Raw genomic sequence first — 24,402 nt, 5'->3', positions numbered from 1 at the left:
TTACATGAACTCATTGGTATGAGAGTTAAAATAATGGATATAGAAAGGCATGATAAAATATTTGGACTTATCAGCCACTTCCCTCACCTTATTGCATTTTCCCTGATAGACTTTGTGGAGATTGAAAATTCACAGGCTCTAAATTTTACAGGTGGTGGTTTTAGAGATTTTACAAGAATAGCAAAAAGCAATCCTGTAATGTGGTCTGATATATTTTTTGATAATAGCAAAATTTTGAATGAATATATAGACAGCTATATCAACGAACTGTTAAAGTGGAAAAAGGCAATTTTATCTGAAGATTATACCTTGATGAAAAATATGATATCCAAGGTAAAAAAATTAAGGGAATCACTATGATAAGTTTTGATAAGGTTAAATCCTTGAAAGGGGAAGTGAATGTTCCTTCTGACAAGTCAATAACACACAGAGCATTTATTATGTCTGCCATGGCTGACGGAGAAAGCATTGTAAAAAAGCCTCTTTTGTCAAGGGATACTCTTGCTACAAAAGCAGCGATGGAAATGGTGGGGGCTGAATTTACTGAAACTGAAGAAGGATTTATTGTATGCTCTAAAGGGTTTAAAAATTTTAAAGAGCCTGGCAATGTAATAAATTGTGAAAATTCAGGCACAACTGCAAGGCTGTTGACCGGTCTTTTTGCAGGTCAGAATAAATACTTTGTACTAACCGGGGACAATTCCCTTAGAAAAAGACCTATGGACAGAGTAATAGAGCCTCTTGGCAAGCTTGGGGCTAATATTTTTGCAAGAGAAAATAATAAATATCTGCCTCTGACAATTTTGCCATCCAAACTCAAAGGGATTGAAATAGAAGGTAAGGTAAAAAGTGCTCAGGTAAAAAGCGCGATAATACTGGCTGGACTTCAGGCTGATTCCAATGTGATTTATATTGAACCTGCTGTAACGAGAAATCATACAGAGCTGATGCTGAAAACATACGGAGTTCATCTCAATGTGAGTGGTTTGAGGATTGAGATTGAACCGGTCGATAGGCTTATGCCTGCTGAGATAAATGTACCGGGAGATTTTTCTTCTGCAGCTTTTTTTCTTGGTGCGGCACTTATCTTTGAGAATTCCGAAATTTTGATAAAAAATGTTGGTCTGAATCCCACAAGAAGTGGTATGCTGGAAGTGTTAAAAGGGATGAACGTAAATTTTGATGTGGATGTAAACTCAGAGTCCGGTGATCCTTTTGGAAATATTTTGATAAAAAGTCAAGAATATGATGGCATCACGATAAAAGGTGATATTATTGCCAATATTATTGATGAAATTCCAATGATTTCTGCTCTCGGCCTTTTTGCAAAATCACCGGTCGAGATAAGGGATGCCCATGAACTTCGCGTTAAGGAGTCTGACAGGATAAAAGCAATGGTTTACAATTTAAGGCAGATTGGTGCGGAAGTTGAAGAGTTTGAGGATGGACTTAAAGTATATCCTCTAAAAAATTTAAACAAAAATGCAAAGCTTAGGTCATTTGATGACCACAGGATTGCGATGATCAATATTTTATTGTCCAAAAAATTTGGTGGGCTTTGTATTGACGAAATAGATGCAATCGATGTATCTTTTCCCGATTTTATTGAAAAACTAAACAGCATTGAGGTAGTTTAGCTGTAAACAAGGATAAGTTATGCGTCTTAGAATAGCTGTTGACGGACCGGCAGGAAGCGGTAAAAGTACGATTTCGAAAATAATAGCAGAAAAGTTAAATTTGATTTATATAGACACAGGTGCAATGTATAGGGCTTGTGCCTATATCAGTGTAAAGTATAACAAAACCGGGAAAGATTTGATTGAGTGTGTTGAAAATACGGAAATCTACTTTAAAAAAGATGTTACTGGTCAGAGAGTTTTTATAAAATTTGATGGGGAAACATTTGATATTACCGAAGAGATAAGAAGTGTGGCAGTTACCAAAAAAGTTTCTGAAACTTCGAAAATCAAGGAGATTAGAGATATTATTACCAGAAGGCAGAAGTCTATTGCGGCTGATAATAATGTGATAATGGATGGGCGAGATATCGGCACTGTTGTGATTCCTGATGCAGAATATAAGTTTTTCCTTGAAGCTACTCCTTACGAAAGGGCAAGAAGACGTTATGAAGAGATGGTTGCACGTGGGGAGAATATAGAATTTGAGGAAGTGCTTAAAGATGTGAAAAAGAGGGATTTTGAAGATATGAACAGGGAAATTGCCCCGCTTAAAAGGGCAGAAGATGCTTTATTGATAGATACCACAAACAAAACTATAGAAGATGTGGTTTCGTTTATTTTAAACAGGGTGAAAGGGTTATGAATATAATTGTGGCGGATTATTCAGGGTTTTGCTTTGGTGTTGAAAGGGCTGTAAAAATCGTTGAAGAGACTTCCGTAGAAGGGAAAAATGTATATACATTGGGGCCTATTATTCATAATCCTCAATTGGTAAAGAAACTTGAGGAGAAAGGGGTAGGCGTAAAAAAACTTGAGGATGTAAAAGATGCTGATACTGTTGTTATCAGGTCCCATGGGGTACCAAAGGAGCATATTGAAACTTTAAAGTCAAGCAATGTGAAAATTGTGGATGCCACCTGTCCGTTTGTAACAAGGGCGCAGAATCAGGCTGCTATTTTAAGCAGTGATGGTTATTTTCTTGTTGTATTTGGCGAAAAAGAACATCCTGAAGTAAAAGGGATAATAAGCTATGCAAACAACGGTTTTGTGGTGGTTGAAAATGCTGAGGAAGCAGAACAATGCATTGATTTTCATGACAAAATAGGTGTGGTAGCCCAGACTACGCAAAATAGGGCAGAGTTTGATAGGGTGGTGGATGTGTTAAAACTTAGATGCAATGAGCTTAAAATTGTAAATACAATCTGCAACGCAACAACCCACAGGCAGGAAGCAGCAAAAAAGGTTGCTTTAATTTCAGATATAATGTATGTAATCGGTGGGAAAAACAGTGGAAACACCACAAGACTTTATGAGATTTGCAAGGAAATATGCCCCAAAGTGCTTCATATTGAAACAAAAGATGAGATTGACAAATCTGATCTTATTGGGGTAGAAAATGTTGGCATAACCGCTGGAGCAAGCACTCCTAAGTTTTTAATAGATGAGGTTATAGAATTTTTAAAAGAGGTTGAACATGCAGGAGAATAATGGGATGAACAATGAAATGAAATTTGAGGACTTTGAGTCGATGCTTGAAGATTCTCTCAATCCGCCGTCTAAGGGGAGTATTGTAAAAGGGTCGGTGGTTGCTATAAATGGTACTGATATTCTTGTAAATATAGGATATAAATCTGAAGGTATTATTGATAAAAGTGAACTGGAAAAGGATGGCAAGCTGGAAGTCAATGTTGGCGATGAAATAGAGGCTATAGTTGAAGGTGTCCAGGGTGGTGGAGGATATGTAAGACTCTCAAGAAAGGTCTTGAACCAACAGAGAGATTTTGATGAAATTCTGGACAAGTTTGATAAAAACAAGCCTGTTGCTGTGAAGATTGAGAGCAGCAATGATAAGGGATTTTTGGGAAAGGCAGGTGAAATTGCAGTATTTATACCTTCAAATCACATAGACCTTAGAAGCAAGACAAAAGATCAAAAAAATTATATTGGTAAAGTGTTTAACTGTAAAATCCTTAAAGTTGACAAAAAAGCAAAAAGTATTCTTGCTTCCCACAAACTTTATATTATTGAATCAGCAGAAGAGGAAAAGAAAAAGTTTTTTGAAGCCTTGAAAGTGGGTGATAAGGTTAAAGGGAAGGTAAAAACTGTTAAAGAATTTGGCGTGTTTATAAATGTTGGTGCTGTTGATGGTTTTCTGCATAGAGACAATATCGATTGGGGTAAGGTAAAGCACCCGTCAAAGTATTTTGAGCTTGATGACACTGTTGAAACAGTTGTTTTGAATATTGACAAAGAAAATCAGAAAATAGAGCTTGGGTTAAAGCAACTGAAAGAAGACCCATGGGATAAAGTCAAAGATAAATATCCTGTGGATGGTGAAGCGAAAGGGAGAATTATCACAAGAAGGAAAAAAGGATATGTGCTTGAGCTTGAGCCTGGAATTGACGGATTTATCCCTGAGGAAGAGTTATCGTGGATAAAAAACTCCAATGTGAAGCTTGAAAGAGGGGATATTGTTGAAGGGAAAGTAATAGGTATTGACGATGAACATAAGAAAGTTATTATGTCTCTGAGACTTCTTACTGAGAATCCATGGGTAACCCTTAAAAATAACCACCCTGAAGGTTCAGTTGTTACCGGGAAAATTAAGGGGATAACTGATTTTGGTCTTTTTGTGGATTTTGGAGCTCACATAGATGGTCTTGTTAGAAAGCTTGATATTTCCTGGACAGAAGAAATAGAAGATTTGAATGAAAAATTTAAAGTTGGGGATGAAATTACTGCCAAAATTCTTAAAATTGATGAAGACAAAGAAAGAATATCTCTTGGTATAAAGCAGATTGAAAAGAATCCGTGGAAAGAAATAGACAAGCTTTTGCCGGCAGGCAAGGTGCTTGATGTGGAGGTAACTGAAGTTAATAAAGATAATGTTGTTGTGGAGCTTCCCAAAGGGCTTACCGGGATTATCCCCGCAAAAGAGCTTGATGAGCAGAAAGTTATCCCTGAGGAGTTCTGCAAAGTTGGTGATAAGCTAAAAGCGGTTGTCAACAAAGCAGACAAAAGGGAGAAAAAAGTTATATTGTCCGTAAAGAAATATAAGCTCGATGCTGAAAAAAGGGAAGTCAAAGAATATTTGAAACAGATTCAGGATAAATCAGACAGCTCTTTTAATCTAGGAGCCCTGATAAAAGACAAAATTGACGAGATTAAATAAATCGGGGCTTTTAAGCCCCCTTTTTTTTGAGGCAAAAGGGTATGTATTTTTTGTTGTTTATAGTTGCATCTATACTTGTAATTTACAGCGGAATTAAGCTGTCGGATTACGGAGATGTTATTGCTACAAAGACACCTTTGGGGCACAGCTTTGTGGGGGTAACTTTTATTGCGCTATTTACAAGCCTTCCTGAGCTTATATCTTCAATTGGTTCAGTTACTATTGTGGATGCACCCGATCTTGTTTTTGGAAATGTTTATGGCTCAAATATGTTTAATATACTCATTATATTTTTGCTTGATGCCATTTTCAAAAAAGACAGTGTTTTTCAAAGTGTAAGCCTTTCCAATATTGTGACTGCATCTTTTGCAATTCTTCTTCCTCTTGTGTCAGCTTTCGGTTTTCTTCTCAATATAAAAGTTTTCGGTTTGATAAATTTGGTAAGTCTGGCAATATTTGTAACTTATCTGCTTTCGATGTACAGCGCTTACCGGACAATCGATATGAGTGATTCAGCAGCTGAAGGTGATGAGCAGGAAGTAAGCCTTAACAAGGCAGTTTTTATGTTTATGGTAATGGCTTCAATAATAGTTTTTGCGGGGCTTTTGTTAAGTAAAAGTGCGGATGCAATAGCCGAATCAACCGGTTTGGGGCGGACTGTTGTGGGTTCGTTTTTACTTGCTGCTGTTACATCATTGCCGGAAGTGTCTGCGTGTATAGGTGCTGTCAGAGTTGGCTCGCCGAATATGGCAATCGGTAATCTGCTTGGCTCAAATGTTTTTAACGTCACGGTAATTCCTGTTGCGGATATATTTTATACCAGAGGGGATATTTTTGCAGCCTCATCAAAGGTAAACCTTACCGCTGCAATTTCTTCAGCAATAATTGTAATCATTGCTGTACTTGGTATTCAGCAGGATAAACTTTCAAAATTCAGATTTGGTCATATTTCTTTGTATTCTGTTTATATTTTGCTTTTTTATGTGGTATACTCAGTTATAATTGTCAGGGGATGAAGATGAATAAATGGATAAAGAGGATATTTAAAGTTGTTTTTGTATTGTTTGTTGTCGGGTTTATATTCTCTTCAATACTGTATTACAATGGAGCAGATGTAGCTGAGCTTACAAAGAATAAAATTGTTGTTATAGACCTTGAGAATGTCATTTATGAGTCGGCTTCAATTATCAACAAATTCAAAAAATATGAAAAAAATGAAAAAGTCAAAGGATTTATACTGAGAGTCAATTCTCCGGGAGGCGGTGTTGCACCGAGCCAGGAGATTTATAGTTATGTTAAAAAAATTGATAAGCCTGTTTATGTGGCAATGCAGTCTCTTGCCGCTTCCGGCGGATATTATGTATCCGTTGCTTCTGATAAAATATATGCTTTACCTGGCACCATCACCGGAAGTATAGGTGTGATAATCAAATTTCCCAATATGAAAGGTTTGTACGAAAAAATAGGTGTAGATTTCAAGACGATAAAATCAGGGAAATTTAAGGATATAGGCTCACCAAACAGAGAAATGACTGAAGAAGAAATTAAGCTTCTTGAAGGCTCCGTTATGCAGGTTTATGAGCAATTTGTAAATGATATTTTATCTTCAAGGAAGATTGACAGGCAGACATTACTGAAATATGCGGATGGTAGAATTATAATTGGCAGCGTTGCAAAAGAGATAGGGCTTGTGGATGAGCTTGGTACTTATATGGATGCATTTGAAGATATGAAAAAGAGCTACAATTTGAAAGATGTTGAGTTATTTTTTGATGTTACAAAAGCTGATTTGCTGTCAAAATTAAACGAAACTGTTACCAATTTTAGAAATAAGTTTCAGTCGAATAGTTTTTTATATTACCTTTTTGAAGGGTAAAACTAATTGAAATGTTTGCAAAGGTAAAAACTTTCACATTGATAGGTATTTCAGCAGAGCAGGTAGATGTTGAGGCTGACATCAGAAGTATGGGCCTGCCATCCTTTAATGTTGTAGGGCTTGCTGAAGGTGCTGTCAAAGAGAGCAAAGAAAGGGTAAAATCTGCGCTGAAAAATATTGATTTTAATATTTTTGACAGACCTATTACGGTAAATCTTGCGCCTGCAGACTTAAAAAAAGATGGAAGCCACTTTGACCTCCCTGTGGCAGTTTGCCTGATTAAGGCATCAGGCATGATTGAGGAAAACCTTGAAAATTATGCCCTGGCAGGTGAATTGTCACTTGATGGAAAATTAAGGGGTGTGGCGGGGATTCTCCCTTTTGTTTCAAGTCTTCCAGATAAAACAAAAGTAATTATTCCAAATGAAAATGTAAAAGAGGCTTCAGTATTAAAGAATATCGAAATTTATGGATTTGATAATTTGTCTGAAGTTATAGAGTTTCTTAACGGTAATAAAAAAGAGGCTTATAGCGAAGAGATAGTTTTTGAGTCAGGATTATACGATTTGGATTTTGCAGATGTAAGAGGGCAGTTTTTTATAAAAAGGGCTTCGGAGATTGCTGCTGCGGGGATGCACAATATTTTGATGATGGGACCTCCGGGAAGCGGTAAGACTATGATAGCAAAACGTATCCCTACAATAATGCCAGAAATGACAATCGATGAGGCTATTGAAACTACTAAAGTTCACTCGGTAGCAGGGCTTTTGCGGGACAATAAAGGGCTCGTTCAAAAAAGACCTTTTATAATCACGCATCCTACTGCAAGCGATGTCGCTGTTGTAGGGGGCGGCAAGGACGCGAAACCTGGCTTGGTGAGTATTGCCAGTAATGGAATTTTATTTTTTGATGAATTTCTTGAGTTTAAAAAAAATGTACTTGAGGTGCTTCGTCAGCCCCTGGAAGACAGGGTGGTGACAGTCAGTAGGGCAAACAGGACAGTTGTTTATCCTGCAAATTTTATGTTTGTGGCAGCTTGCAATCCCTGTCCATGCGGCTATTATGGTACTGAAAAGGAATGTGTATGCACTGCAGCCCAGATTCAAAAATATAGAAGTAAACTTTCCGGTCCAATAATGGACAGGATTGACCTGCATGTGGTTGTAGATGCTGTGGATATAAAAGAATTAAATAAATTGCCCGAGGGGGAAAATTCTCTAAAAATAAAAGAAAGAGTTGTGGTTGCAAGGGATTTGCAAAAAAAGAGGTTTGTTGATGAAAAGATAAACTACAACAGTCAAATGAGTGAAAAACATATCAAAAAGTATGCAAAAATATCAAATGAGGCTTTTGATACACTTGAAGTTTTTCACAAAAAATTCAAACTCTCAGCAAGAAGTTATATGAAAATACTGAAGGTAAGCAGAACAATAGCCGACCTTGAAAATAGTGAAATAGTTACAAAAAAACATATTCTCGAAGCCTGCCAGTACAGATTTGACAATATAACATAGTCGTGTAAGCAATAATAAGTTTTTGGCGACAGGATTTTTTGGTCCTGTCACCCATTACCCATCACTCATTACTTATCACCTGTTACCATTTCATCTCAAATATCTTCCAACAGCAAGGGCAATCGTCCTTAATTCCCCCATCATTTTTATAAATTGATCAGGCTTTAGAGATTGGGCGCCATCGCTAAGTGCCTTTTCTGGCTCCGGGTGAACTTCTACAATTATTCCGTCAGCTCCCACGGCAATTCCCGCCCTTGCAAGTGGTGTAACGTAATGCCAGTGTCCTGCAGCATGGCTTGGGTCGATTATAATTGGCAGGTGTGATCTTTCCTGCACAACAGGGACACAGCTGATATCAAGGGTGTTTCTTGTGGCTGTTTCGAAAGTTCTTATGCCTCTTTCACAAAGAATAACACTACTGTTGCCTTCAGAGAGAATGTATTCTGCAGACATCAAAAACTCTTCAATTGTTGTTGCCATCCCTCTTTTCAGCAATACAGGTTTTTTGGTTTGGCCAAGAAGTGACAAAAGGGCAAAATTTTGAATATTTCTTGCTCCTACCTGAAACATATCGGCATATTTGTATACCACATCAACATCCCTCGGGTTAACAACTTCAGTAACAAATGGAAGGCCTGTTGCTTCTCTCGCTTTTGCAAGAAGTTTTAGCCCTTCTTCGCCCAAACCCTGAAAGGAATATGGTGATGTTCTGGGCTTGAATGCACCACCTCTGAGCATTTTTGCGCCTGCTGCTTTTACATATTCGGCAGATTTTACAATCTGTTCCTCATTTTCCACTGAACATGGTCCTGCAATCACGACGATCTCTTCCCCACCAAATTTTACTCCGCACACATCGATTACAGACTTTTCCTTTTTTACTTCGCGGCTTGCAAGCTTATAAGGTTTTGTTATTGGCAATACCTTGTCAACTCCTGGCATATCTCCTATAAGGCCGATGTGGTCTCTGTCGCTTAGTCCGATTAGCCCAACCACATTTCTTTCCTTGCCGTAAATTACGTGCGGTTTAAAACCAAACTCCTCAGCCTTTGCACATACTTCCTTCAACTGTTGTTCTGTGGCGCCAATTTCCATTACTACTATCATAAAATCCTCCGTTAACAAAAAAGGCCGCAAACGGTTTTACCGCCTGCGGCCTTATTATTTTTAATTTATAGGCTCACCCTCAGGCGGTACACCTCAACTTGTAAAAGTAAAAAAAGAAAAAGCTAAAAAAGAAAGAAAAAGCAGATGTCAGATTTAATTTCTGATGCAAAAAATTCTTACTCATAGTGCTGTATATAATCACTTAAATTTATAAAGTCAACTTGTTTTTTTGCTTTAAAAGTGTTAATTTTATGCTCATGGAAAGGGAATATTTAAGGTTTTTTGAGCTAATATCAAAAAAGATACTCATTATACTAAAAAAAACAAGACAGACAGGGGAGCAGTTTAATTCTGACACAATAAAGAAATATCTTGTATCTGATTCTGAGATAAAAGTTTTCTTCGAAGACTTAAGCAAAGGTTCTTCCGATTTTACTCAGGATATAAAAAAGGCTTTTAAGAACAATTCATCAATTTTGAAAAAGTACCTCGACTTTGAAGAGATGGAGCTGATTGAAAGAAAACTTGATAAGTTGAACAATTACAATCTCTTAAATGAGCTGAGTGAGATAATTGGAATATTTGGCAGATATTTTAATGACTATGAAACAACCCTTGAAAATATTTACTCTTTTATTAAAGAATTTTCACGAAAGATATCAAATACAAGCGATAAAGTGCAATCTTTAAGGGAAGAAAATTTAAAGTTTATTGATTCTGACAGTGAGAAGGATCAAAATATGCTTACCAATATAAAGGGTTTAAAAGAAAATATAGAAAAGGGGATTTCTGCTGAAAATCTTCATAAACACGTTGCTGATTTTACAAATTCACTGACCGAAATTTTGGAGCAGAAAATTTATTCAAAGAAAACTTTCAGGCGAAACCTCGCAAATACCTTTGGTGAATTGGAAAGTGACTTTATGTCTTATAAAGACAGGTATGAGGAGCTGAAAAAAGAGATTGAAAATTACAGGAAGCAATCCTTTACAGATGAGCTGACCGGACTTTACAGGAAAAACAAAATGGTGGAAGTGTTGAGCGAGCTTAAAATCGCAGCTGTGAAAAAAGGGGAAGATTTTTATATTATTATGTCTGATATAGATAAATTCAAGGATGTCAATGATACATATGGACACCTTGCCGGTGACAATGTTTTAAGGCATTTTGGCAAAATTTTGAAAAATTTTACGACAGAAAAGGTGGAAGCTTTCAGGTATGGCGGTGAGGAATTTTTAATTACCGTTAAAGGGGATTTTGATGATGCTTTTTCTGTGGCAGGGCAGATAAAACAAACTATGGAAAGCACAAAATTCAGGCTTAACGAGGATATTAAAACGATTACGGTAAGCATCGGGATTTCAAAATATCGCCCGGAAGAAGATGTGAAACTGACAATCGACCGGGCAGATAAAAATCTATACATGGCTAAGGCAGGTGGGCGAAACTGTATTTTCTTTGAGTCAAAAAGGGTGGGGTAAATTGCACGAGGCAAGTATTGCGCAAAGTCTTCTTGACATAGTTATAGAAACGGCAAGTGAAAATAAAGCAAAATTTGTTAAATCTGTTAAAATTGATATTGGAAGGCTTGCGGCGATTGAAAACGATGCCCTTATGTTTGCATTTGATGCCCTTAAAGAGGGGACTATCGCAGAAAATGCCAGGTTGTACATTAATGATGTGCCTATTGTAGGCAGGTGCAATGTCTGTTCTTTTGACAGCGAATATGAAAGTTTTGATTTCTGCTGTAAAAATTGTGGCTCTTATGATGTTATTTTAATATCCGGTGAAGAATTGAATATAAAGGAGATTGAGGTAGAAGATGAGTAAAAAGGTTGAAGTAAAAGATAAAATACTTTCCAAAAACCAAAAAATAGCAGATGAATTAAGGGAGCTTTTTGCTAGAAAAAAAATCTTGACTGTAAATTTCGTATCATCTCCCGGGAGTGGAAAAACAAGTATTCTGGAAAAAATTTTGCCTGATTTGTCAAAAAAATATAAAATTTGTGTTATTGAAGGTGACTTGGAAACGGAAAATGATGCAGAGCGCATAAGAAAGGCAGGTATTGATGCCTATCAGATTACCACAGGTGGGGCATGTCATTTAGAAGCGTTTGGCATTAAAAAAGCGCTTTCAAATTTTGATATTGATAATATTGACTTGTTGGTTATTGAAAATGTAGGAAACCTTGTTTGCCCGGCATCATTTGACCTTGGAGAAGATTTTAAGATAGTTGTAATCAGCACCCCTGAGGGGGAAGATAAACCTGCAAAATATCCATCAATGATAAGAGTTTCAGATGTTATTGTAATAAACAAAATTGATTTGGCTGAGTATATGGAATTTGATGTCAACAAATGTCTTGAATATGCCAGAAAAATTAATCCACGTCTTGTAGAGTTTAAAACTTCGTGCAAAACAGGTGAAGGTTTAAAGGAGCTTGCAGAGTTTATCGATAAGAAAATAATAGAAAAAAATGCTGATACTGGGTGTTGACGAAGTAGGAAGAGGGTGCCTCGCGGGGCCTGTTGTGGCCTGCGCTTGCCTTTTTGACGAAAAATTTTCATATCCTGAGATAAAAGATTCAAAAAAACTCAGTGAAAAGAAAAGAGAAAGCCTTTACAATTATATATTATCAAACTGTATTGAATATTCTTTCGGCATAGTCTGCAGCTATGTTATTGACAGGGTAAATATATCAAATGCCACAAAACAGGCGATGCAAATTGCAATAAGTGGAATAAAATCTGATTATGATAAGGTTGTCATCGATGCGGTTAAGCTGAAAAATCTTAAAAGGCCATCAGAAAGTCCGGTAAAAGCCGAAGATAAATATCTCTCTGTTGCAGCTGCTTCAATCCTTGCAAAAGTGTATCGTGACAGATTGATGAAAAAACTGCATATTTATTTTCCTGAATATCTCTGGTACAAAAATAAAGGTTATGGCACAAAAGAACATATCGAAGCGATAAAAAGATATGGTGTATGCGACTTGCATCGCAGGAGCTTTTTAGGTGAAATTGTTTAAAGGCAGAAAAGGGGAAGATTTGGCCCTTGAATATCTTGAAAAAAATGGTTTTGTGATAATTGAAAAAAATTTCAGGAGCAGATTTGGAGAGATTGATTTGATCGTAAAAGATGGTCAGACAATAGTGTTTGTGGAGGTGAAGTACAGATTATCTGAAAATTACGGCAGTCCCAAAGAGGCTGTCACAAATGAAAAAATAAAAAAGATAATCAGGACAGCCCAATATTTTATAACAAAAAACAATTTTAATTCCCTATATAGATTTGATGTGGTTTCCATATATAAAGATAAGATAGAACATATCAAAAATGCTTTTACATTGTAGTTGATTATGATGGTTGGTAATAAACAAAAAGAAAGTATTCAAAAAAAAATCAACAATGCTCCTAATCTTCCCGGTGTATACACTTTTATTGACAAGAAAGGGGCAATTATTTACGTAGGCAAAGCGGTTTCATTGGTAAAAAGGCTTAAATCGTATTTTGACAGCTCGCTGAAACATCCAAAGACATTAAAGATGGTAGAGCTTGCCAACGATTTGAAATACTATGTCACAAATACCGAGATAGAAGCTCTCCTTTTAGAAGCAAGTCTTATAAAAACAGAAAAGCCCAGATTCAATGTAAAACTAAAAGATGCAAAGGGTTATCCTTATATAAAACTCACAAAAGAGGATTACCCAAGACTGATTGTGACGAGAAATACGGATGACGAAGATGCGATTTATTATGGGCCCTATGTAAATGTAAAGGATTTGCGATTTATCGTAAAAGATTTGCACTATATATTCCCTTTGAGAAGGTGTAAAAAATCCAAATTCAATGAAGGCAAAGTATGTCTTTACTATCAGATGAAGCAATGTGAGGGGCCCTGCGAGAAAATTATAAGCAAAGATGAATACCGCCAGATTGTAGAGAATGTGAAACTTTTTTTTGATGGTAAAATTGACGAGCTTGAAAACAATTATAAAACTTTGATGACGAATTATGCTTCAAAATTGGAATTTGAAAAGGCTGCTAAGTACAGAGACAGGCTTAAATCTCTGGAAAATATTTTCACAAGGCAATCTGCAGTGGTTAATTTCTCAAAAAATACCGATTTGTTTTATTTCAGTGACAAAAATATGATGTGCGTAACACATATGTTTATAAGAAACTGCAATATTACAGGTATAGACTCAAAGTGCTATGACGATGGAGAGCTTATAAGTCACTCTGAATTTGTATTGAATTTTTACAAAAATACTGCACAGATTCCTGAAAGTGTTTGTCTTGTCAACTACAATGATGAATTTTCCGGGGACAAACTTATAGAGGCTATTTCCAATCTAAAAGGTGGAAAGGTTGAATACAGAAAAAAGGTGCCGTCTGGATTGTTGGAGATTTTAAGGAAGAATAACGAGCTTGCTGAAAAACAGTTTATGGAAAGCCTGGCAGGTGTTGAAAAGGTAAAATCAGGTTTTGCCAGGGTAATAAAAGAAAAGAGCGTTAGACTTGTAGAATGTATTGATATATCTCATATTTTTGGTAGTTTCACGGTGGGTGCTTCAGTTTGCTTTGATATTGATGAGCAGGTATTTGTAAAGGAAAAATATCGCAGATATAAAATCAGAAATATCGATAACAATGATTTTGAAAGTATCTATCAGGTTATTTCAAGAAAAGCTGATAAAATAATTGATGGTAAAGAGGAAAAAAGCGATGTTTATGTAATAGACGGTGGACTTGGACAACTGAATGCCGCAAAAAAGGCCTTTGAAGAAAAGGGGATTGATGCTGAAGTCATCTCAATTGCAAAGGGGCGAAGCAAAGATATAAATGAAAAGTTGGAGAACGAAATTTCGCCTGAGTACATATTTGTTAAAAACAGAAAAAATCCTCTTAACTTCAAAAAGAGCGATTTTTTCCTTTTGTTTATCCAGAAAATCAGAGATGAAGCTCACAGGTTTGTTGTAGAATATGCAAGGAGCATTGCCTTGGCACATTTTAAAAATTCGAGTTTGAAAGATATAAAAGGTATCGGGGAAAAAAGGGCCAAAAAGCTTTTGATGGAATATCCTGATTTGCGTGAAATATTGAATGAAGATATTGTGGTCGTTTCAAACAAGACAGGTATTCCTGTAAATATACTAAAACAACTTATTGATAAGCTTCATAAACAATGTTAGATTTTCTAAGTTAGATAATTTTAACTTGATTAATAAATATATTGACACATCACACAATGTCATATATATGTTAGCCCAATTTTATGGAAATTAAAATAATTATGGCCTCAAAATTAAATGACAAGGCGGCTTTGAGTATGTTCAAAGAGTACGCTAACAGATTGGCAACATATGTAAAGTTGGATTTTCTTGATTTCAAAAGCTCTCATTATGCAGATGAAAATGTTGTAAAAAGAGAGGATGGTAAAAAGCTTCTTGAATCTTCAAAAGGGTATTACAGAATACTTCTTGACGAAAATGGAAAGAGCTTTGATTCTATAAAATTTTCAGAATGGCTGTCCAATTTGCTTGAGACCAGAAAGAAATTGGCTTTTTTGATTGGCGGGTCTTATGGTCATGATAAATCCTTGACAGGATTTTGTGATGAAATAATTTCTTTGTCAAAGCTAACAATGGCACATCAGCTTGCCTTAGCAGTACTTGCTGAGCAGATTTATCGAGGGATGACTATAAGGTATGGGCATCCATATCATAAATAGTCATTAATTATAGATTCAGGAGGAACATATGGATCCTAACAAAACTGAAATTTATCGCGAGAGGCTACTTAAAATGAAAAAGGAGCTTCTTGAGTCATTAAAATCCAAATATGAAGAAGCTTTAAGTCTTGGTGAAGATTCTTCAGGTCAGGACTCAGCTGATGAGGCATACAATATTTACAATAAAAATCTTATGCTTGGCAGAGTAGAAACAGACGCCTTAAAGCTCAGGCTTGTAGAGCAGGCTTTGAAAAGGCTTGAAGAAGGTACCTACGGAGTTTGTATTGAGTGCGGGGAGGATATAGAAGAAAAGAGACTGGAGTATGTTCCTTTTGCAAGGTATTGCACAGACTGTAAAAGTGAGCTTGAGAAAAAAGGTGTAATAAGGATGTAGCTTTCATGAGAAAAGTTATTTTGTTAATCCTTGACGGTTGGGGTGTCAGAGAGAGCAGCGAGCATAATGCCGTAAAATTATCAAATCCTGTAAATTATAATTTTCTTTTGGAAAATGCTTCCTGGACTATTATGAATGCCAGTGAAGAGTGGGTTGGTTTGCCGAAAGGACAAATGGGCAATTCTGAGGTAGGGCATACAAATATAGGCGCTGGCAGAGTGGTCTATCAGGATTTTTTAAGGATTAACAAAGCTGTTGAAACAGGACAAATATATGAAAATGTTAACATTGTAAGATTTTTTGAAAAACTCAAAAAAAATGGTAAAAGTGCTCATTTTTTAGGTCTATTAAGTGATGGTGGCGTCCATAGCCATATTGACCACCTAAAAGCACTTGTAAAAATGGCAAAAGATTTTGGGGTGGAAAAAAGTTATATTCACCCTTTCATGGATGGCAGGGATACTCCACCTAAAAGTGGTATCAATTATATAAATGAATTACAAGAATATCTTAATGCTATCGGTTACGGTGAGATAGCTACTATATCAGGCAGATACTATGCAATGGACAGAGATAAAAGATGGGACAGGGTTCAAAAGGCTTATAGCTCAATAATAGGGGCTGACAACAAAGTCACGGAATCACCTGCTGAGTATATTTTAAAATCTTATAAAAATGATATTACCGATGAGTTTATTGAGCCGGGAGTTTTCAAAGATTTTAGAGGAATAGACGATGGCGATGGAGTATTTTTCTTTAATTTCAGGGCGGATAGGGCAAGAGAGCTTACAGTTGCGCTGACCGACAAAAGTTTTAGTGATTTTGAACGTAAAAAAGTCGTTGATGTACAATTTATAACAATGACTGAATATGATAAAAATTTCCGTTTTGATATTGCATTTCCACCTGAGGAGCTTACTAATATTTTTGGTGAAGTTATAAGTAACAAGGGGCTAAAGCAGCTTAGAATTGCTGAAACAGAGAAATATGCTCACGTTACGTTTTTCTTCAATGGTGGCAGGGAAATCGAGTTTCCTGGGGAAAAAAGGGTACTTGTGCCATCGCCCAAGGAAGTTGCAACCTACGATCAAAAGCCTGAAATGAGTGTTGAAAAGGTTGTAATGGAGTTTGAAAAGATTTATCTGAGTGAAAATATAGATGTAGTTATTATGAACTTTGCAAACCCTGATATGGTGGGTCATACCGGCGTGCAGCAAGCCGCCATTAAAGCCTGCAAGGCAGTGGATAATGCCCTTGGAAGGGTAATCAAAATTGCAGATGAGACAAATTCTGTTCTTATTGTAACTGCTGATCACGGCAACTGTGAGCAGATGTGGGACTATGAAAATGATCAGCCTCATACTGCCCATACAATTAATCCTGTACACTTCATCGTTTATAATTATAATTGCAAGCTCAAGTCTCACAAAGACATAAAACTTGCTGATATTGCTCCGACTATTCTTGATATTATGGGCATTGAAAAGCCAGAGCAGATGACAGGTGAGTCACTCATTATTGGATGAAGTTTTCTATTCCCGGTGCGCTGTCTGTAGTAAGACTATCAAATACAATGACTTTATCTGCGAAGAGTGTTTCAAGGCTGAAGTAAAATTTATTGAGCACGTATGCAGTGCTTGTGGGTATCCTCTTGAAATTTCTGCATCTTTTTGTAAAAATTGTCTATTGAAAAGAAATTATGACCGACTATTTGTTGCTTGTTGGTACGAAAAAACATTAAGGGATGCAGTAAAAAATATTAAATTTAGATTCGGATTAAAAGAAAAATTTTTTATTGATGCTATTGTCGGGCAATTTATTCAGGAAAATGAGCTTAATCATTACGACCTTGTGGTCCCTGTTCCTGTAAGTTTCAGAAGAAGGTTTATAAGGTTTGTCCACTTATCGGAAAGAATTGCAAAAAATATAAGTCTATTTTACGGGATAAAATACAAAAAAATATTAAGTAAAAAAAGATATACAAAATTTCAATGGCAATACTCCAGAAAAGAAAGACTTGTTAATGTTAAAAATTCTGTTGATTGTAATTTTAGCACATTGGGTTTGAATATTTTGCTGGTTGATGATATAATCACTACAGGTGCCACAGTAAATGAATGTGCAAGGGCACTGAAACTAAAAGGGGCAAAAAGGGTCGATTGTTTTGCTCTTGCAAAGGGGCATTTTAGATGAATTTTATTGATGACTTTTTTAAACAACTATCTGCAAAGGCAAATGGTTTGCCGCTGGTAGTTTATGAAAGTGGCTGTTATCACGCATACCTTAACGGTAAAAAGATACAGGCAAAAATCCCGGAAATCGTAGAGGATGTAATATCTCAAAATATACCGTTTAAACTTTTCAGGCAAGCTGGCGAGCTTGTTTTTATTTTTGTAATTCCCTTAACAGTAGATAATGTAGAGTGTAAACTTATCATCAAGGGTAATAAAGATTATTCATCTACAATCAACATTATTTCAAAACTCACTGAGCTTTCATATAGCTTAAGTTTTTCGGAAAATAGCCTGACAAGAGAGGTGGAGCTCTTAAGGGAGGAGCTTTCTGAGTGTGAGAAGGAGCTTAGTGAAGTATATGAGAAGTATTCAAATTTAGAAGAAATACTAACAAAAAAAGCTTATGAAATTGAGGGGCTTGAAGAGTCGGTCAGGATTTTGAGAAACAGCAGAAGCAAAATGCTGAAGCTTATAGACGGACTGAACTTGCCTCTTTTTTCAGTGGATTTGAATTATGAACTTTTAAACGTGAATAAAAGTGTTTCTGATTTTACTGGTGAAAAGGATTTACCAAAATTTATAGGCAGTAAATGTTTCAAACTTGTTTTTAATAATGAAAGTATTTGTGAGTGGTGTAGAGTAAATGATGTAATTGAGAAGAAGAAATCTATCTGTCAGCACATTAAAATTAATAAAGATGGTAAGGAGCTTGTGTACGAACACACGATGTATCCTATTTTTGATGAGAATGGAGAAGTAATCGAAATAGGGGAATATTTAAATGATATTACTGAGCAATATAATCTTGTGGAAAATCTGAAGAAATCAAGGGAGCAGATACATAAGATTTCAAGGGAGAAAATTCAAAGTATTAATGAGATAAGCTCGTTAAGAGCAGAATATAACTCGCTTCTGGAAATGTATGAAGAGGCACAGTCGAAAATTCAGAAGCTTTCTATTGCATTGCAAAAAGTCCTTGAGCAAAGCACTGTAAATGAAGTTTTAAAACTTAAAAGCGAAAATAAAAATCTTAAGAGTAGAATTGATCGCCTTGAAAATTCGGTGGAAAATTATAAAAAATTGATTGATAACGAAAATTCAAAACTTTCTGAATCGATTGTAAAATCGGTATATTCACTTGAAAGGCTTATTAATATGGTTGACAAAAAGAAAAAAATTGAAGACAAAGATTTGAAGAATATTCATGATTTTTTAAATAACGAGGTTAATTTGCTTAAAAAATATATAAAAAGTAAGGAGGAATCTACTGATGGCAACAAGAGTGGCAATTAATGGTTTTGGCAGGATTGGCAGATGTGCATTCAGGGCAGCTATGTCAAGAAATCTCGATATTGAGTTTGTTGGTATCAATGATTTGACCGACGCTTCTACCTTGGCTCACCTGCTCAAGTATGACTCAGTTCATGGTATTGCAAATCTCGATATCAAGGCAGAGGAAAAGGCTATTGTTGTAAATGGTAAAAAGATTAATGTTTATTCTTCAAAAGATGCCTCTTTGCTCCCATGGGGGGATTTAGGAGTTGATGTTGTCATTGAATCTACCGGTGTTTTCAGAAAAAGGGAACAGGCTGCAGCACATCTTAAAGCTGGAGCCAAAAAGGTAATCATTTCTGCACCAGCAGATGATCCGGATATAACGGTAGCTCTTGGTGTAAACTTTGAAAAATACGACAAGGAAAAACATCACGTAATTTCAAATGCTTCATGTACCACCAACTGTCTTGCGCCACTTGCAAAAGTACTTAATGACAGGTTTGGCATTGTAAATGGCATTATGACCACTGTACATTCGTATACAAATGACCAGAGAATTCTTGATTTGCCACATAAAGATTTAAGAAGGGCAAGAGCTGCTGCCGTTTCTATGATTCCTACTTCCACAGGTGCCGCAAAGGCGGTGGGGCTTGTTTTACCGGAACTTAAAGGGAAGCTCGACGGTATGGCTGTTAGGGTACCTACGCCTAATGTTTCTCTTGTTGATTTGACATGCAATTTGAAAGTCAAAGTCACAGAGGATGTTGTAAACAGCGCGGTGAAAGATGCTGCTGAGGGACCTTTGAAAGGTATTCTTCAGTATGTGAATGAAGAGCTTGTGTCTATTGATTTCAATGGGAATCCTCATTCATCCATTTTTGATGCACCCCTTACAAAAGTAGTAGGGGATACTTGCGTCAAGGTAATAAGCTGGTATGACAATGAGTGGGGCTATTCAAACAGAATTGTTGAGCTTGCAACAAAACTTTTATAATATCTCACAGGTCTGCTTCGGCAGACCATTTCTTTAAATATTTTCGGAGGTTTTATGGTAAAAAGTGTTGAATCTGCAAATTTTGAAGGTAAAAGAGTGTTTGTAAGGGTTGATTTTAATGTCCCTTTAAAAGATGGGATTGTAACCGATGACACAAGGATAAGAGAAGCCATAAAAACGATTGAGTTTATCAAAGAGAAAAAAGGTAAAGTTATTCTTGCGTCACATCTTGGCAGACCAAAAGGGGAATTCAAAAAGGAATTTTCACTTAATCCCGTTGCGGACTATATAAACAGCAATTTTTTTAAGGTTAAATTTGTAGATGACTGCATAGGGGAAAAAGTTGTAAATGCAGTAAATGAGTTGAAAAATGGCGAAATACTTTTACTTGAAAATTTAAGATTTTATAAAGGTGAAGAAAAAAACCTTGATGACTTTTGCGACGAGCTGAAAAAAATAACGGATGTTTATGTGAATGATGCTTTTGGTACAAGCCACAGGAAACATGCCTCTGTGTATGGGTTGCCCCGAAGAGTTGAGGAAAAATATGCAGGATTCTTGCTTCAAAAAGAGGTAAACTACTTTGAAAAGCTTCTTCAGTCCCCCGATAGACCTTTTGGTGCAATTCTTGGAGGGGCTAAAGTCAGCGATAAAATTGGTGTAATAGAGAGCCTTATCAATTTAGTGGATAAGATTTTTATCGGAGGGGCAATGGCTTATACTTTTTTAAAGTATAAAGGATATTCCATTGGAAAATCCCTTGTAGAGGATGAGCAATTGGAAACAGTTAAAAATATTTACAAAAAAGCTGAAGAAGAAGGGGTGGAAATATTTACTCCTGTTGACCATGTTTGTTCAGCTGAGTTTTGTGGTGAAAAAGAGATAATAAATGACGTCAATATTCCGGACAATCTTATGGGGCTTGATATCGGCGAAAAAACCATAGAGTTGTACCGGAGTCAATTAAGTAAATGTAAAACTGTGTTATGGAATGGACCAATGGGAGTTTTTGAAGATGAAAGATATTCTAAAGGAACCTTTGAAATTGCCAACCTTCTTGCAAATATAGATGCCGTTGTGGTTGTTGGTGGTGGCGATTCTGTTAGTGCCGTGAAAAAAACCGGCGCTGATAAAAAATTGTCGCATGTTTCCACAGGAGGTGGGGCATCCTTGGAATATATTGAACTTGGACATTTGCCCGGAATAGATGTACTTAAGGAGTGATTTTACAATAATAAAACTTGTTTTTAATGTTGACAAAAAATAGTTATTTTGTTAATCTCAGCCGACTGCTGGAGATTGTATACAGTATACCGATTTAATTAAATTTTCTTATTAAAGGAGAAACGTAATGATTAGTATCGACTTTACCCTGATAATCCAGATGGTAAACTTTTTAATAATACTTTTTGTGGGTAAAAAGCTGATTTATGACCCAATGCTTTCAAATATTGAGAATAGAGATGCAAAAATAAAGGGTCTGCTTGATGCTGCTTCCAAGTTGAGAAGTGAAGTTGAAAAAAGCAAAAGGGAATACGAAGAGAATTTACAGCAGGTGAGAAGTGAGGTGGCTGAGTATCAAAGCAAAATCAGACAGCAGGCATTAAGTGAGGCATATGAAAAAGTTTCAAGAGTTAAGGGAGAAATTGACAAAAAGATTGAAGAGTCCAGAAAAGAGCTTGAGATACAGGTTGAAAAGGCAAAATTGACTCTTGAAGCCGAGGCTCATAAAATTGCCGATGATATTGTTGAGAAAATTTTGGGCAAAGTTGCTTAGGAGGGGATAGTGAAGAGATTTTTTGGCATAATTTTTAATTTACTTATAGCTTCTGCTGCTTTTGCCAGTGAAGCTGGTGGCGAGGCTCATGGCCCTGACTTTATGGGATTATTCTGGAGAGTAGTTGTTTTTGCTGTTTTTGCGTTCATACTTTACAAGGTTTTGAAAAATCCTGTTTCTAAATTTCTTACAGGCAGGACAGCGGATATAGAAAAGGCAATACAGGATGCTGAAAAGGCAAAAATGGATGCTGAGGCTGAGTTAAAGGATTATAAATCAAAACTTTCTTTGATGAACAAAGAGCTTGAGGAGATGAAAGAAAAGGCTTTCAAAGCTGCTGAAGCCGAGAAAGAAAGAATAATAGAAGAAGCTGACAAGAATATTGAAAAATTGAAACACTTTGCCTCAAGTATGATTGAAGCGGACCTTAATAGGGCCAAGGATGAACTTAAGCAGGAGACTTTTAAGCTTGCTTTAAAACTTGCAGAGGAAAAGCTTGGGACAACTATAACAGAAGAAAAACAAAATGTACTTATGAAGGAATATATTAAAAAGATAGGAGCGGTAAATTGAGAGTCGATATTGTTTCCAAAAGATATGCGATAGCTTTTTATGAAGCATTGAAGGAGAGCGGGAAATTTGACTCTGTTTTCGAAGAGTTGAAAGAGCTTGTGTCTGTTATTAAGGAAAGTCAGGATTTTATTACTTTTATCAAATCCCCACTAATAAAAAAGGATGAAAAGCTTAAATTTTTCCAGACTCTTAAGGGTGAGGGTAAGATATCTTCTGACCTGTTTAACTTTTTAACGCTTCTTGTTAATAAAGGGAGAATTTCACTTTTACCTGGCATATATGAGTATATGAACTACCTTGATATGGAAGATAAAGGTGAAGTGGTTGCTGAGGTGATTGCCGCTTTTGATGTTAATGACGATTTGAAGAGTGAAATCAAAGCATCCCTTGAGAAGATTTCAGGAAAAAAGGTGGTATTGGATGTAAAGGTTGATAAGTCGATTATTGCGGGGCTTATTGCAAGGATAAAAAGTCAGCAGTTGGATGCTTCAGTAAAAGGTCAGCTTAACAGATTAAAAGAAAGAATGATAGGATAAATAAAAAAGGAGTAGCGCGATATGCAGATCAAGGCAGAAGAGATAAGCAAGGTCATTAAGGAACAGATTAAAAATTTTGAACAGAAAGTTCAGATGGAAGAAATTGGTACGGTCTTGAGCGCCGGTGACGGTATTGCTAAGGTTTATGGCCTTGACAATGCTATGGCTGGTGAGCTTGTTGAATTGCCTGGCGGAGTCTACGGTATTGTGTTTAACCTTGAAGAGGACAACGTCGGTATCGTTATCATGGGTGAATATACCCATATCAAAGAAGGGGATACTGTTAAAAGAACAGGAAAAATTGCGTCTGTGCCAGTTGGTGAGGCTCTTGTGGGAAGAGTTGTGAATCCACTTGGTCAGCCTATTGATGGTAAAGGGCCAATTGAGACAGAAGAGTATGATGTAATTGAAAAGATCGCTCCAGGTATTGTAGCAAGAAAACCTGTTCATGAGCCTTTGCAGACAGGTATCAAGGCTATCGACTCTATGATTCCTATTGGTAGAGGCCAGAGGGAGCTTATAATTGGTGACAGGCAGACAGGTAAGACCGCTGTTGTTGTTGATACTATTATTAACCAGAAAGGAAAAGATGTTATTTGTGTGTATGTTGCAATTGGTCAGAAAAGATCAACTGTTGCAAGGGTTGTAGATACATTGGAAAAGCATGGTGCAATGGATTACACAATTGTAGTTTCAGCGACTGCAAGTGACCCTGCGCCATTACAGTTTATCGCTCCTTTTTCAGGTTGTACAATGGGTGAGTATTTCAGGGATAGAGGTAAGCATGCGCTTGTTATTTATGATGATCTTTCCAAACAGGCGACTGCATACAGGCAGCTTTCTCTGCTGCTTAGAAGGCCGCCCGGACGTGAAGCTTATCCTGGGGATGTATTTTATCTTCACTCAAGACTTCTTGAAAGAGCTGCCAAGTTAAATGATGAGCTTGGAGCAGGTTCATTGACTGCTCTTCCTATAATCGAAACACAGGCCGGGGACGTATCTGCTTACATCCCTACAAATGTTATTTCTATTACTGATGGTCAGATATATCTTGAGAGTGACCTTTTCTATTCAGGTATAAGACCTGCTGTTAACGTTGGTCTTTCAGTCTCAAGGGTTGGTGGTGCTGCACAGATTAAGGCTATGAAACAGGTTGCTGGTAGACTGAGACTTGAGCTTGCGCAGTTTAGGGAATTGGCAGCATTTGCCCAGTTTGGAAGCGACCTTGACGCTGCTACACAAGCACAGCTTAACAGAGGTGAGAAACTTGTGGAGATACTCAAGCAAGGTCAGTATGCACCTGTCCCTGTTGAAGAGCAGGTAATGGCAATTTTTGCAGGTGTAAACGGACTTGTTGATGATATACCAACAAAGAGTGTTACAAGGTTTGAGTCTGAGCTCATTTCCTATGTTAAGACAAATAAACCTGAAATATTACAGGAAATTAGAGATAAAAAGGCACTCAGTGATGAGCTGACTGCCAAAATGAAAGAGGCTGTATTAGAGTTTAAAAAGCAGTTTTCTGCCTAAAGGGGA

Annotated in this window: 26 protein-coding genes; 25 read left to right on the top strand and 1 reads right to left on the bottom strand. The window is 36.6% G+C overall.

Features of this window, described 5'->3' with window-relative positions; translation table 11 throughout:
• The 8 genes from ACTCAF_RS06340 to ACTCAF_RS06305 all read left to right on the top strand — a co-directional run.
• On the top strand, positions 1-360 hold a 360-nt coding region (locus ACTCAF_RS06340; protein ID WP_463062453.1), incomplete at its 5' end, for a prephenate dehydrogenase dimerization domain-containing protein.
• Positions 357-1,637 carry a 3-phosphoshikimate 1-carboxyvinyltransferase gene (gene aroA, locus ACTCAF_RS06335; RefSeq protein ID WP_463062452.1) on the top strand — a complete coding sequence of 427 codons (1,281 nt, stop codon included), beginning with the start codon at positions 357-359 and terminating at the stop codon, positions 1,635-1,637. The genes ACTCAF_RS06340 and aroA, both read left to right, overlap by 4 nt.
• 19 nt (positions 1,638-1,656) lie before the next feature.
• The gene (gene cmk, locus ACTCAF_RS06330) at positions 1,657-2,322 is read left to right on the top strand and encodes a (d)CMP kinase (RefSeq protein ID WP_463062451.1); all 666 of its coding nucleotides are present in this window, start codon (positions 1,657-1,659) and stop codon (positions 2,320-2,322) included.
• The gene (ispH, locus tag ACTCAF_RS06325; RefSeq protein ID WP_463062450.1) at positions 2,319-3,167 is read left to right on the top strand and encodes a 4-hydroxy-3-methylbut-2-enyl diphosphate reductase; all 849 of its coding nucleotides are present in this window, start codon (positions 2,319-2,321) and stop codon (positions 3,165-3,167) included. Before cmk ends, ispH begins: the two co-directional genes overlap by 4 nt.
• Positions 3,154-4,851: a S1 RNA-binding domain-containing protein gene (locus ACTCAF_RS06320; RefSeq protein WP_463062449.1), complete on the top strand. Its 1,698-nt coding sequence runs from the start codon at positions 3,154-3,156 to the stop codon at positions 4,849-4,851. The genes ispH and ACTCAF_RS06320 overlap by 14 nt, the downstream gene beginning before the upstream one ends.
• A gap of 41 nt (positions 4,852-4,892) precedes the next feature.
• Entirely contained in the window at positions 4,893-5,867 is a 975-nt protein-coding gene (locus ACTCAF_RS06315; protein ID WP_463062448.1) for a sodium:calcium antiporter, read from the top strand.
• A gap of 2 nt (positions 5,868-5,869) precedes the next feature.
• Positions 5,870-6,727 (top strand): signal peptide peptidase SppA, encoded by an 858-nt coding sequence (gene sppA / locus ACTCAF_RS06310; RefSeq protein WP_463062447.1) that lies wholly within the window; start codon positions 5,870-5,872, stop codon positions 6,725-6,727.
• A gap of 11 nt (positions 6,728-6,738) precedes the next feature.
• Positions 6,739-8,241 carry a YifB family Mg chelatase-like AAA ATPase gene (locus ACTCAF_RS06305; RefSeq protein WP_463062446.1) on the top strand — a complete coding sequence of 501 codons (1,503 nt, stop codon included), beginning with the start codon at positions 6,739-6,741 and terminating at the stop codon, positions 8,239-8,241.
• A 90-nt stretch (positions 8,242-8,331) separates the two neighbouring features.
• On the opposite strand, the gene aroF is transcribed toward ACTCAF_RS06305, so the two are convergent.
• On the bottom strand, positions 8,332-9,348 hold the full coding sequence (gene aroF, locus ACTCAF_RS06300) for a 3-deoxy-7-phosphoheptulonate synthase (RefSeq protein WP_463062445.1): 1,017 nt from the start codon (positions 9,346-9,348) through the stop codon (positions 8,332-8,334).
• A gap of 251 nt (positions 9,349-9,599) precedes the next feature.
• Between aroF and ACTCAF_RS06295 the strand changes: the two genes are divergently transcribed.
• The 17 genes from ACTCAF_RS06295 (at position 9,600) to atpA (ending at position 24,396) form a co-directional block, all read left to right on the top strand.
• A complete protein-coding gene (locus tag ACTCAF_RS06295; RefSeq protein ID WP_463062444.1) occupies positions 9,600-10,829 on the top strand; it encodes a GGDEF domain-containing protein in 1,230 nt (409 codons plus the stop codon).
• 1 nt (position 10,830) lies between these two features.
• On the top strand, positions 10,831-11,178 hold the full coding sequence (gene hypA / locus ACTCAF_RS06290; RefSeq protein WP_463062443.1) for a hydrogenase maturation nickel metallochaperone HypA: 348 nt from the start codon (positions 10,831-10,833) through the stop codon (positions 11,176-11,178).
• The gene (gene hypB, locus ACTCAF_RS06285; protein ID WP_463062442.1) at positions 11,171-11,845 is read left to right on the top strand and encodes a hydrogenase nickel incorporation protein HypB; all 675 of its coding nucleotides are present in this window, start codon (positions 11,171-11,173) and stop codon (positions 11,843-11,845) included. Before hypA ends, hypB begins: the two co-directional genes overlap by 8 nt.
• Positions 11,826-12,377, top strand: a complete 552-nt coding sequence (locus tag ACTCAF_RS06280; protein WP_463062441.1) for a ribonuclease HII — start codon at positions 11,826-11,828, stop codon at positions 12,375-12,377. Before hypB ends, ACTCAF_RS06280 begins: the two co-directional genes overlap by 20 nt.
• On the top strand, positions 12,364-12,702 hold the full coding sequence (locus ACTCAF_RS06275) for a YraN family protein (protein WP_463062440.1): 339 nt from the start codon (positions 12,364-12,366) through the stop codon (positions 12,700-12,702). Before ACTCAF_RS06280 ends, ACTCAF_RS06275 begins: the two co-directional genes overlap by 14 nt.
• 6 nt (positions 12,703-12,708) lie before the next feature.
• Positions 12,709-14,544, top strand: a complete 1,836-nt coding sequence (gene uvrC, locus ACTCAF_RS06270; RefSeq protein ID WP_463062439.1) for an excinuclease ABC subunit UvrC — start codon at positions 12,709-12,711, stop codon at positions 14,542-14,544.
• A gap of 83 nt (positions 14,545-14,627) precedes the next feature.
• Entirely contained in the window at positions 14,628-15,083 is a 456-nt protein-coding gene (locus ACTCAF_RS06265) for a 23S rRNA (pseudouridine(1915)-N(3))-methyltransferase RlmH (protein ID WP_463062438.1), read from the top strand.
• Between the two features lie 28 nt (positions 15,084-15,111).
• Positions 15,112-15,477: a TraR/DksA family transcriptional regulator gene (locus tag ACTCAF_RS06260; RefSeq protein WP_463062437.1), complete on the top strand. Its 366-nt coding sequence runs from the start codon at positions 15,112-15,114 to the stop codon at positions 15,475-15,477.
• Positions 15,478-15,482: 5 nt separating this feature from the next.
• Positions 15,483-17,003, top strand: coding sequence for a 2,3-bisphosphoglycerate-independent phosphoglycerate mutase (gene gpmI / locus ACTCAF_RS06255; protein ID WP_463062436.1), 1,521 nt, complete (start codon positions 15,483-15,485; stop codon positions 17,001-17,003).
• Entirely contained in the window at positions 16,981-17,670 is a 690-nt protein-coding gene (locus ACTCAF_RS06250; RefSeq protein WP_463062435.1) for a double zinc ribbon domain-containing protein, read from the top strand. Before gpmI ends, ACTCAF_RS06250 begins: the two co-directional genes overlap by 23 nt.
• A complete protein-coding gene (locus ACTCAF_RS06245) occupies positions 17,667-19,004 on the top strand; it encodes a PAS domain-containing protein (RefSeq protein WP_463062434.1) in 1,338 nt (445 codons plus the stop codon). The genes ACTCAF_RS06250 and ACTCAF_RS06245 overlap by 4 nt, the downstream gene beginning before the upstream one ends.
• Positions 18,982-19,980, top strand: coding sequence for a type I glyceraldehyde-3-phosphate dehydrogenase (gene gap, locus ACTCAF_RS06240; protein WP_463062433.1), 999 nt, complete (start codon positions 18,982-18,984; stop codon positions 19,978-19,980). Before ACTCAF_RS06245 ends, gap begins: the two co-directional genes overlap by 23 nt.
• A 54-nt stretch (positions 19,981-20,034) precedes the next feature.
• Complete coding sequence (locus tag ACTCAF_RS06235; RefSeq protein ID WP_463062432.1) at positions 20,035-21,204, top strand: phosphoglycerate kinase; 1,170 nt, start codon at positions 20,035-20,037, stop codon at positions 21,202-21,204.
• 127 nt (positions 21,205-21,331) lie between these two features.
• The gene (locus ACTCAF_RS06230; RefSeq protein WP_463062431.1) at positions 21,332-21,757 is read left to right on the top strand and encodes an ATP synthase F0 subunit B; all 426 of its coding nucleotides are present in this window, start codon (positions 21,332-21,334) and stop codon (positions 21,755-21,757) included.
• 9 nt (positions 21,758-21,766) lie between these two features.
• Positions 21,767-22,330 carry a F0F1 ATP synthase subunit B family protein gene (locus ACTCAF_RS06225; RefSeq protein WP_463062430.1) on the top strand — a complete coding sequence of 188 codons (564 nt, stop codon included), beginning with the start codon at positions 21,767-21,769 and terminating at the stop codon, positions 22,328-22,330.
• On the top strand, positions 22,327-22,866 hold the full coding sequence (atpH, locus tag ACTCAF_RS06220) for an ATP synthase F1 subunit delta (RefSeq protein ID WP_463062429.1): 540 nt from the start codon (positions 22,327-22,329) through the stop codon (positions 22,864-22,866). The genes ACTCAF_RS06225 and atpH overlap by 4 nt, the downstream gene beginning before the upstream one ends.
• Before the next feature lie 21 nt (positions 22,867-22,887).
• Positions 22,888-24,396 (top strand): F0F1 ATP synthase subunit alpha, encoded by a 1,509-nt coding sequence (gene atpA / locus ACTCAF_RS06215; RefSeq protein WP_463062428.1) that lies wholly within the window; start codon positions 22,888-22,890, stop codon positions 24,394-24,396.
• The last annotated feature ends 6 nt before the right edge of the window (positions 24,397-24,402 follow it).

It is taken from the genome of Deferrivibrio sp. (assembly GCF_055117995.1).
The sequence above is the reverse complement of the archived record's forward strand: the minus strand, read 5'-3'. Positions and strand labels throughout refer to the sequence as shown.

Coding starts and splice junctions, on each gene's coding strand:
- ACTCAF_RS06265 (WP_463062438.1), top strand. CDS start 14,628: ATGGAAATTAAAATAATTATGGCCTCAAAATTAAATGACAAGGCGGCT.
- sppA (WP_463062447.1), top strand. CDS start 5,870: ATGAATAAATGGATAAAGAGGATATTTAAAGTTGTTTTTGTATTGTTT.
- gap (WP_463062433.1), top strand. CDS start 18,982: ATGGCAACAAGAGTGGCAATTAATGGTTTTGGCAGGATTGGCAGATGT.
- atpA (WP_463062428.1), top strand. CDS start 22,888: ATGCAGATCAAGGCAGAAGAGATAAGCAAGGTCATTAAGGAACAGATT.
- ispH (WP_463062450.1), top strand. CDS start 2,319: ATGAATATAATTGTGGCGGATTATTCAGGGTTTTGCTTTGGTGTTGAA.
- ACTCAF_RS06295 (WP_463062444.1), top strand. CDS start 9,600: ATGCTCATGGAAAGGGAATATTTAAGGTTTTTTGAGCTAATATCAAAA.
- ACTCAF_RS06260 (WP_463062437.1), top strand. CDS start 15,112: ATGGATCCTAACAAAACTGAAATTTATCGCGAGAGGCTACTTAAAATG.
- ACTCAF_RS06230 (WP_463062431.1), top strand. CDS start 21,332: ATGATTAGTATCGACTTTACCCTGATAATCCAGATGGTAAACTTTTTA.
- ACTCAF_RS06235 (WP_463062432.1), top strand. CDS start 20,035: ATGGTAAAAAGTGTTGAATCTGCAAATTTTGAAGGTAAAAGAGTGTTT.
- ACTCAF_RS06305 (WP_463062446.1), top strand. CDS start 6,739: ATGTTTGCAAAGGTAAAAACTTTCACATTGATAGGTATTTCAGCAGAG.
- ACTCAF_RS06245 (WP_463062434.1), top strand. CDS start 17,667: ATGAATTTTATTGATGACTTTTTTAAACAACTATCTGCAAAGGCAAAT.
- aroF (WP_463062445.1), bottom strand. CDS start 9,348: ATGATAGTAGTAATGGAAATTGGCGCCACAGAACAACAGTTGAAGGAA.
- cmk (WP_463062451.1), top strand. CDS start 1,657: ATGCGTCTTAGAATAGCTGTTGACGGACCGGCAGGAAGCGGTAAAAGT.
- gpmI (WP_463062436.1), top strand. CDS start 15,483: ATGAGAAAAGTTATTTTGTTAATCCTTGACGGTTGGGGTGTCAGAGAG.
- uvrC (WP_463062439.1), top strand. CDS start 12,709: ATGATGGTTGGTAATAAACAAAAAGAAAGTATTCAAAAAAAAATCAAC.
- hypB (WP_463062442.1), top strand. CDS start 11,171: ATGAGTAAAAAGGTTGAAGTAAAAGATAAAATACTTTCCAAAAACCAA.
- aroA (WP_463062452.1), top strand. CDS start 357: ATGATAAGTTTTGATAAGGTTAAATCCTTGAAAGGGGAAGTGAATGTT.
- ACTCAF_RS06315 (WP_463062448.1), top strand. CDS start 4,893: ATGTATTTTTTGTTGTTTATAGTTGCATCTATACTTGTAATTTACAGC.
- ACTCAF_RS06320 (WP_463062449.1), top strand. CDS start 3,154: ATGCAGGAGAATAATGGGATGAACAATGAAATGAAATTTGAGGACTTT.
- ACTCAF_RS06280 (WP_463062441.1), top strand. CDS start 11,826: ATGCTGATACTGGGTGTTGACGAAGTAGGAAGAGGGTGCCTCGCGGGG.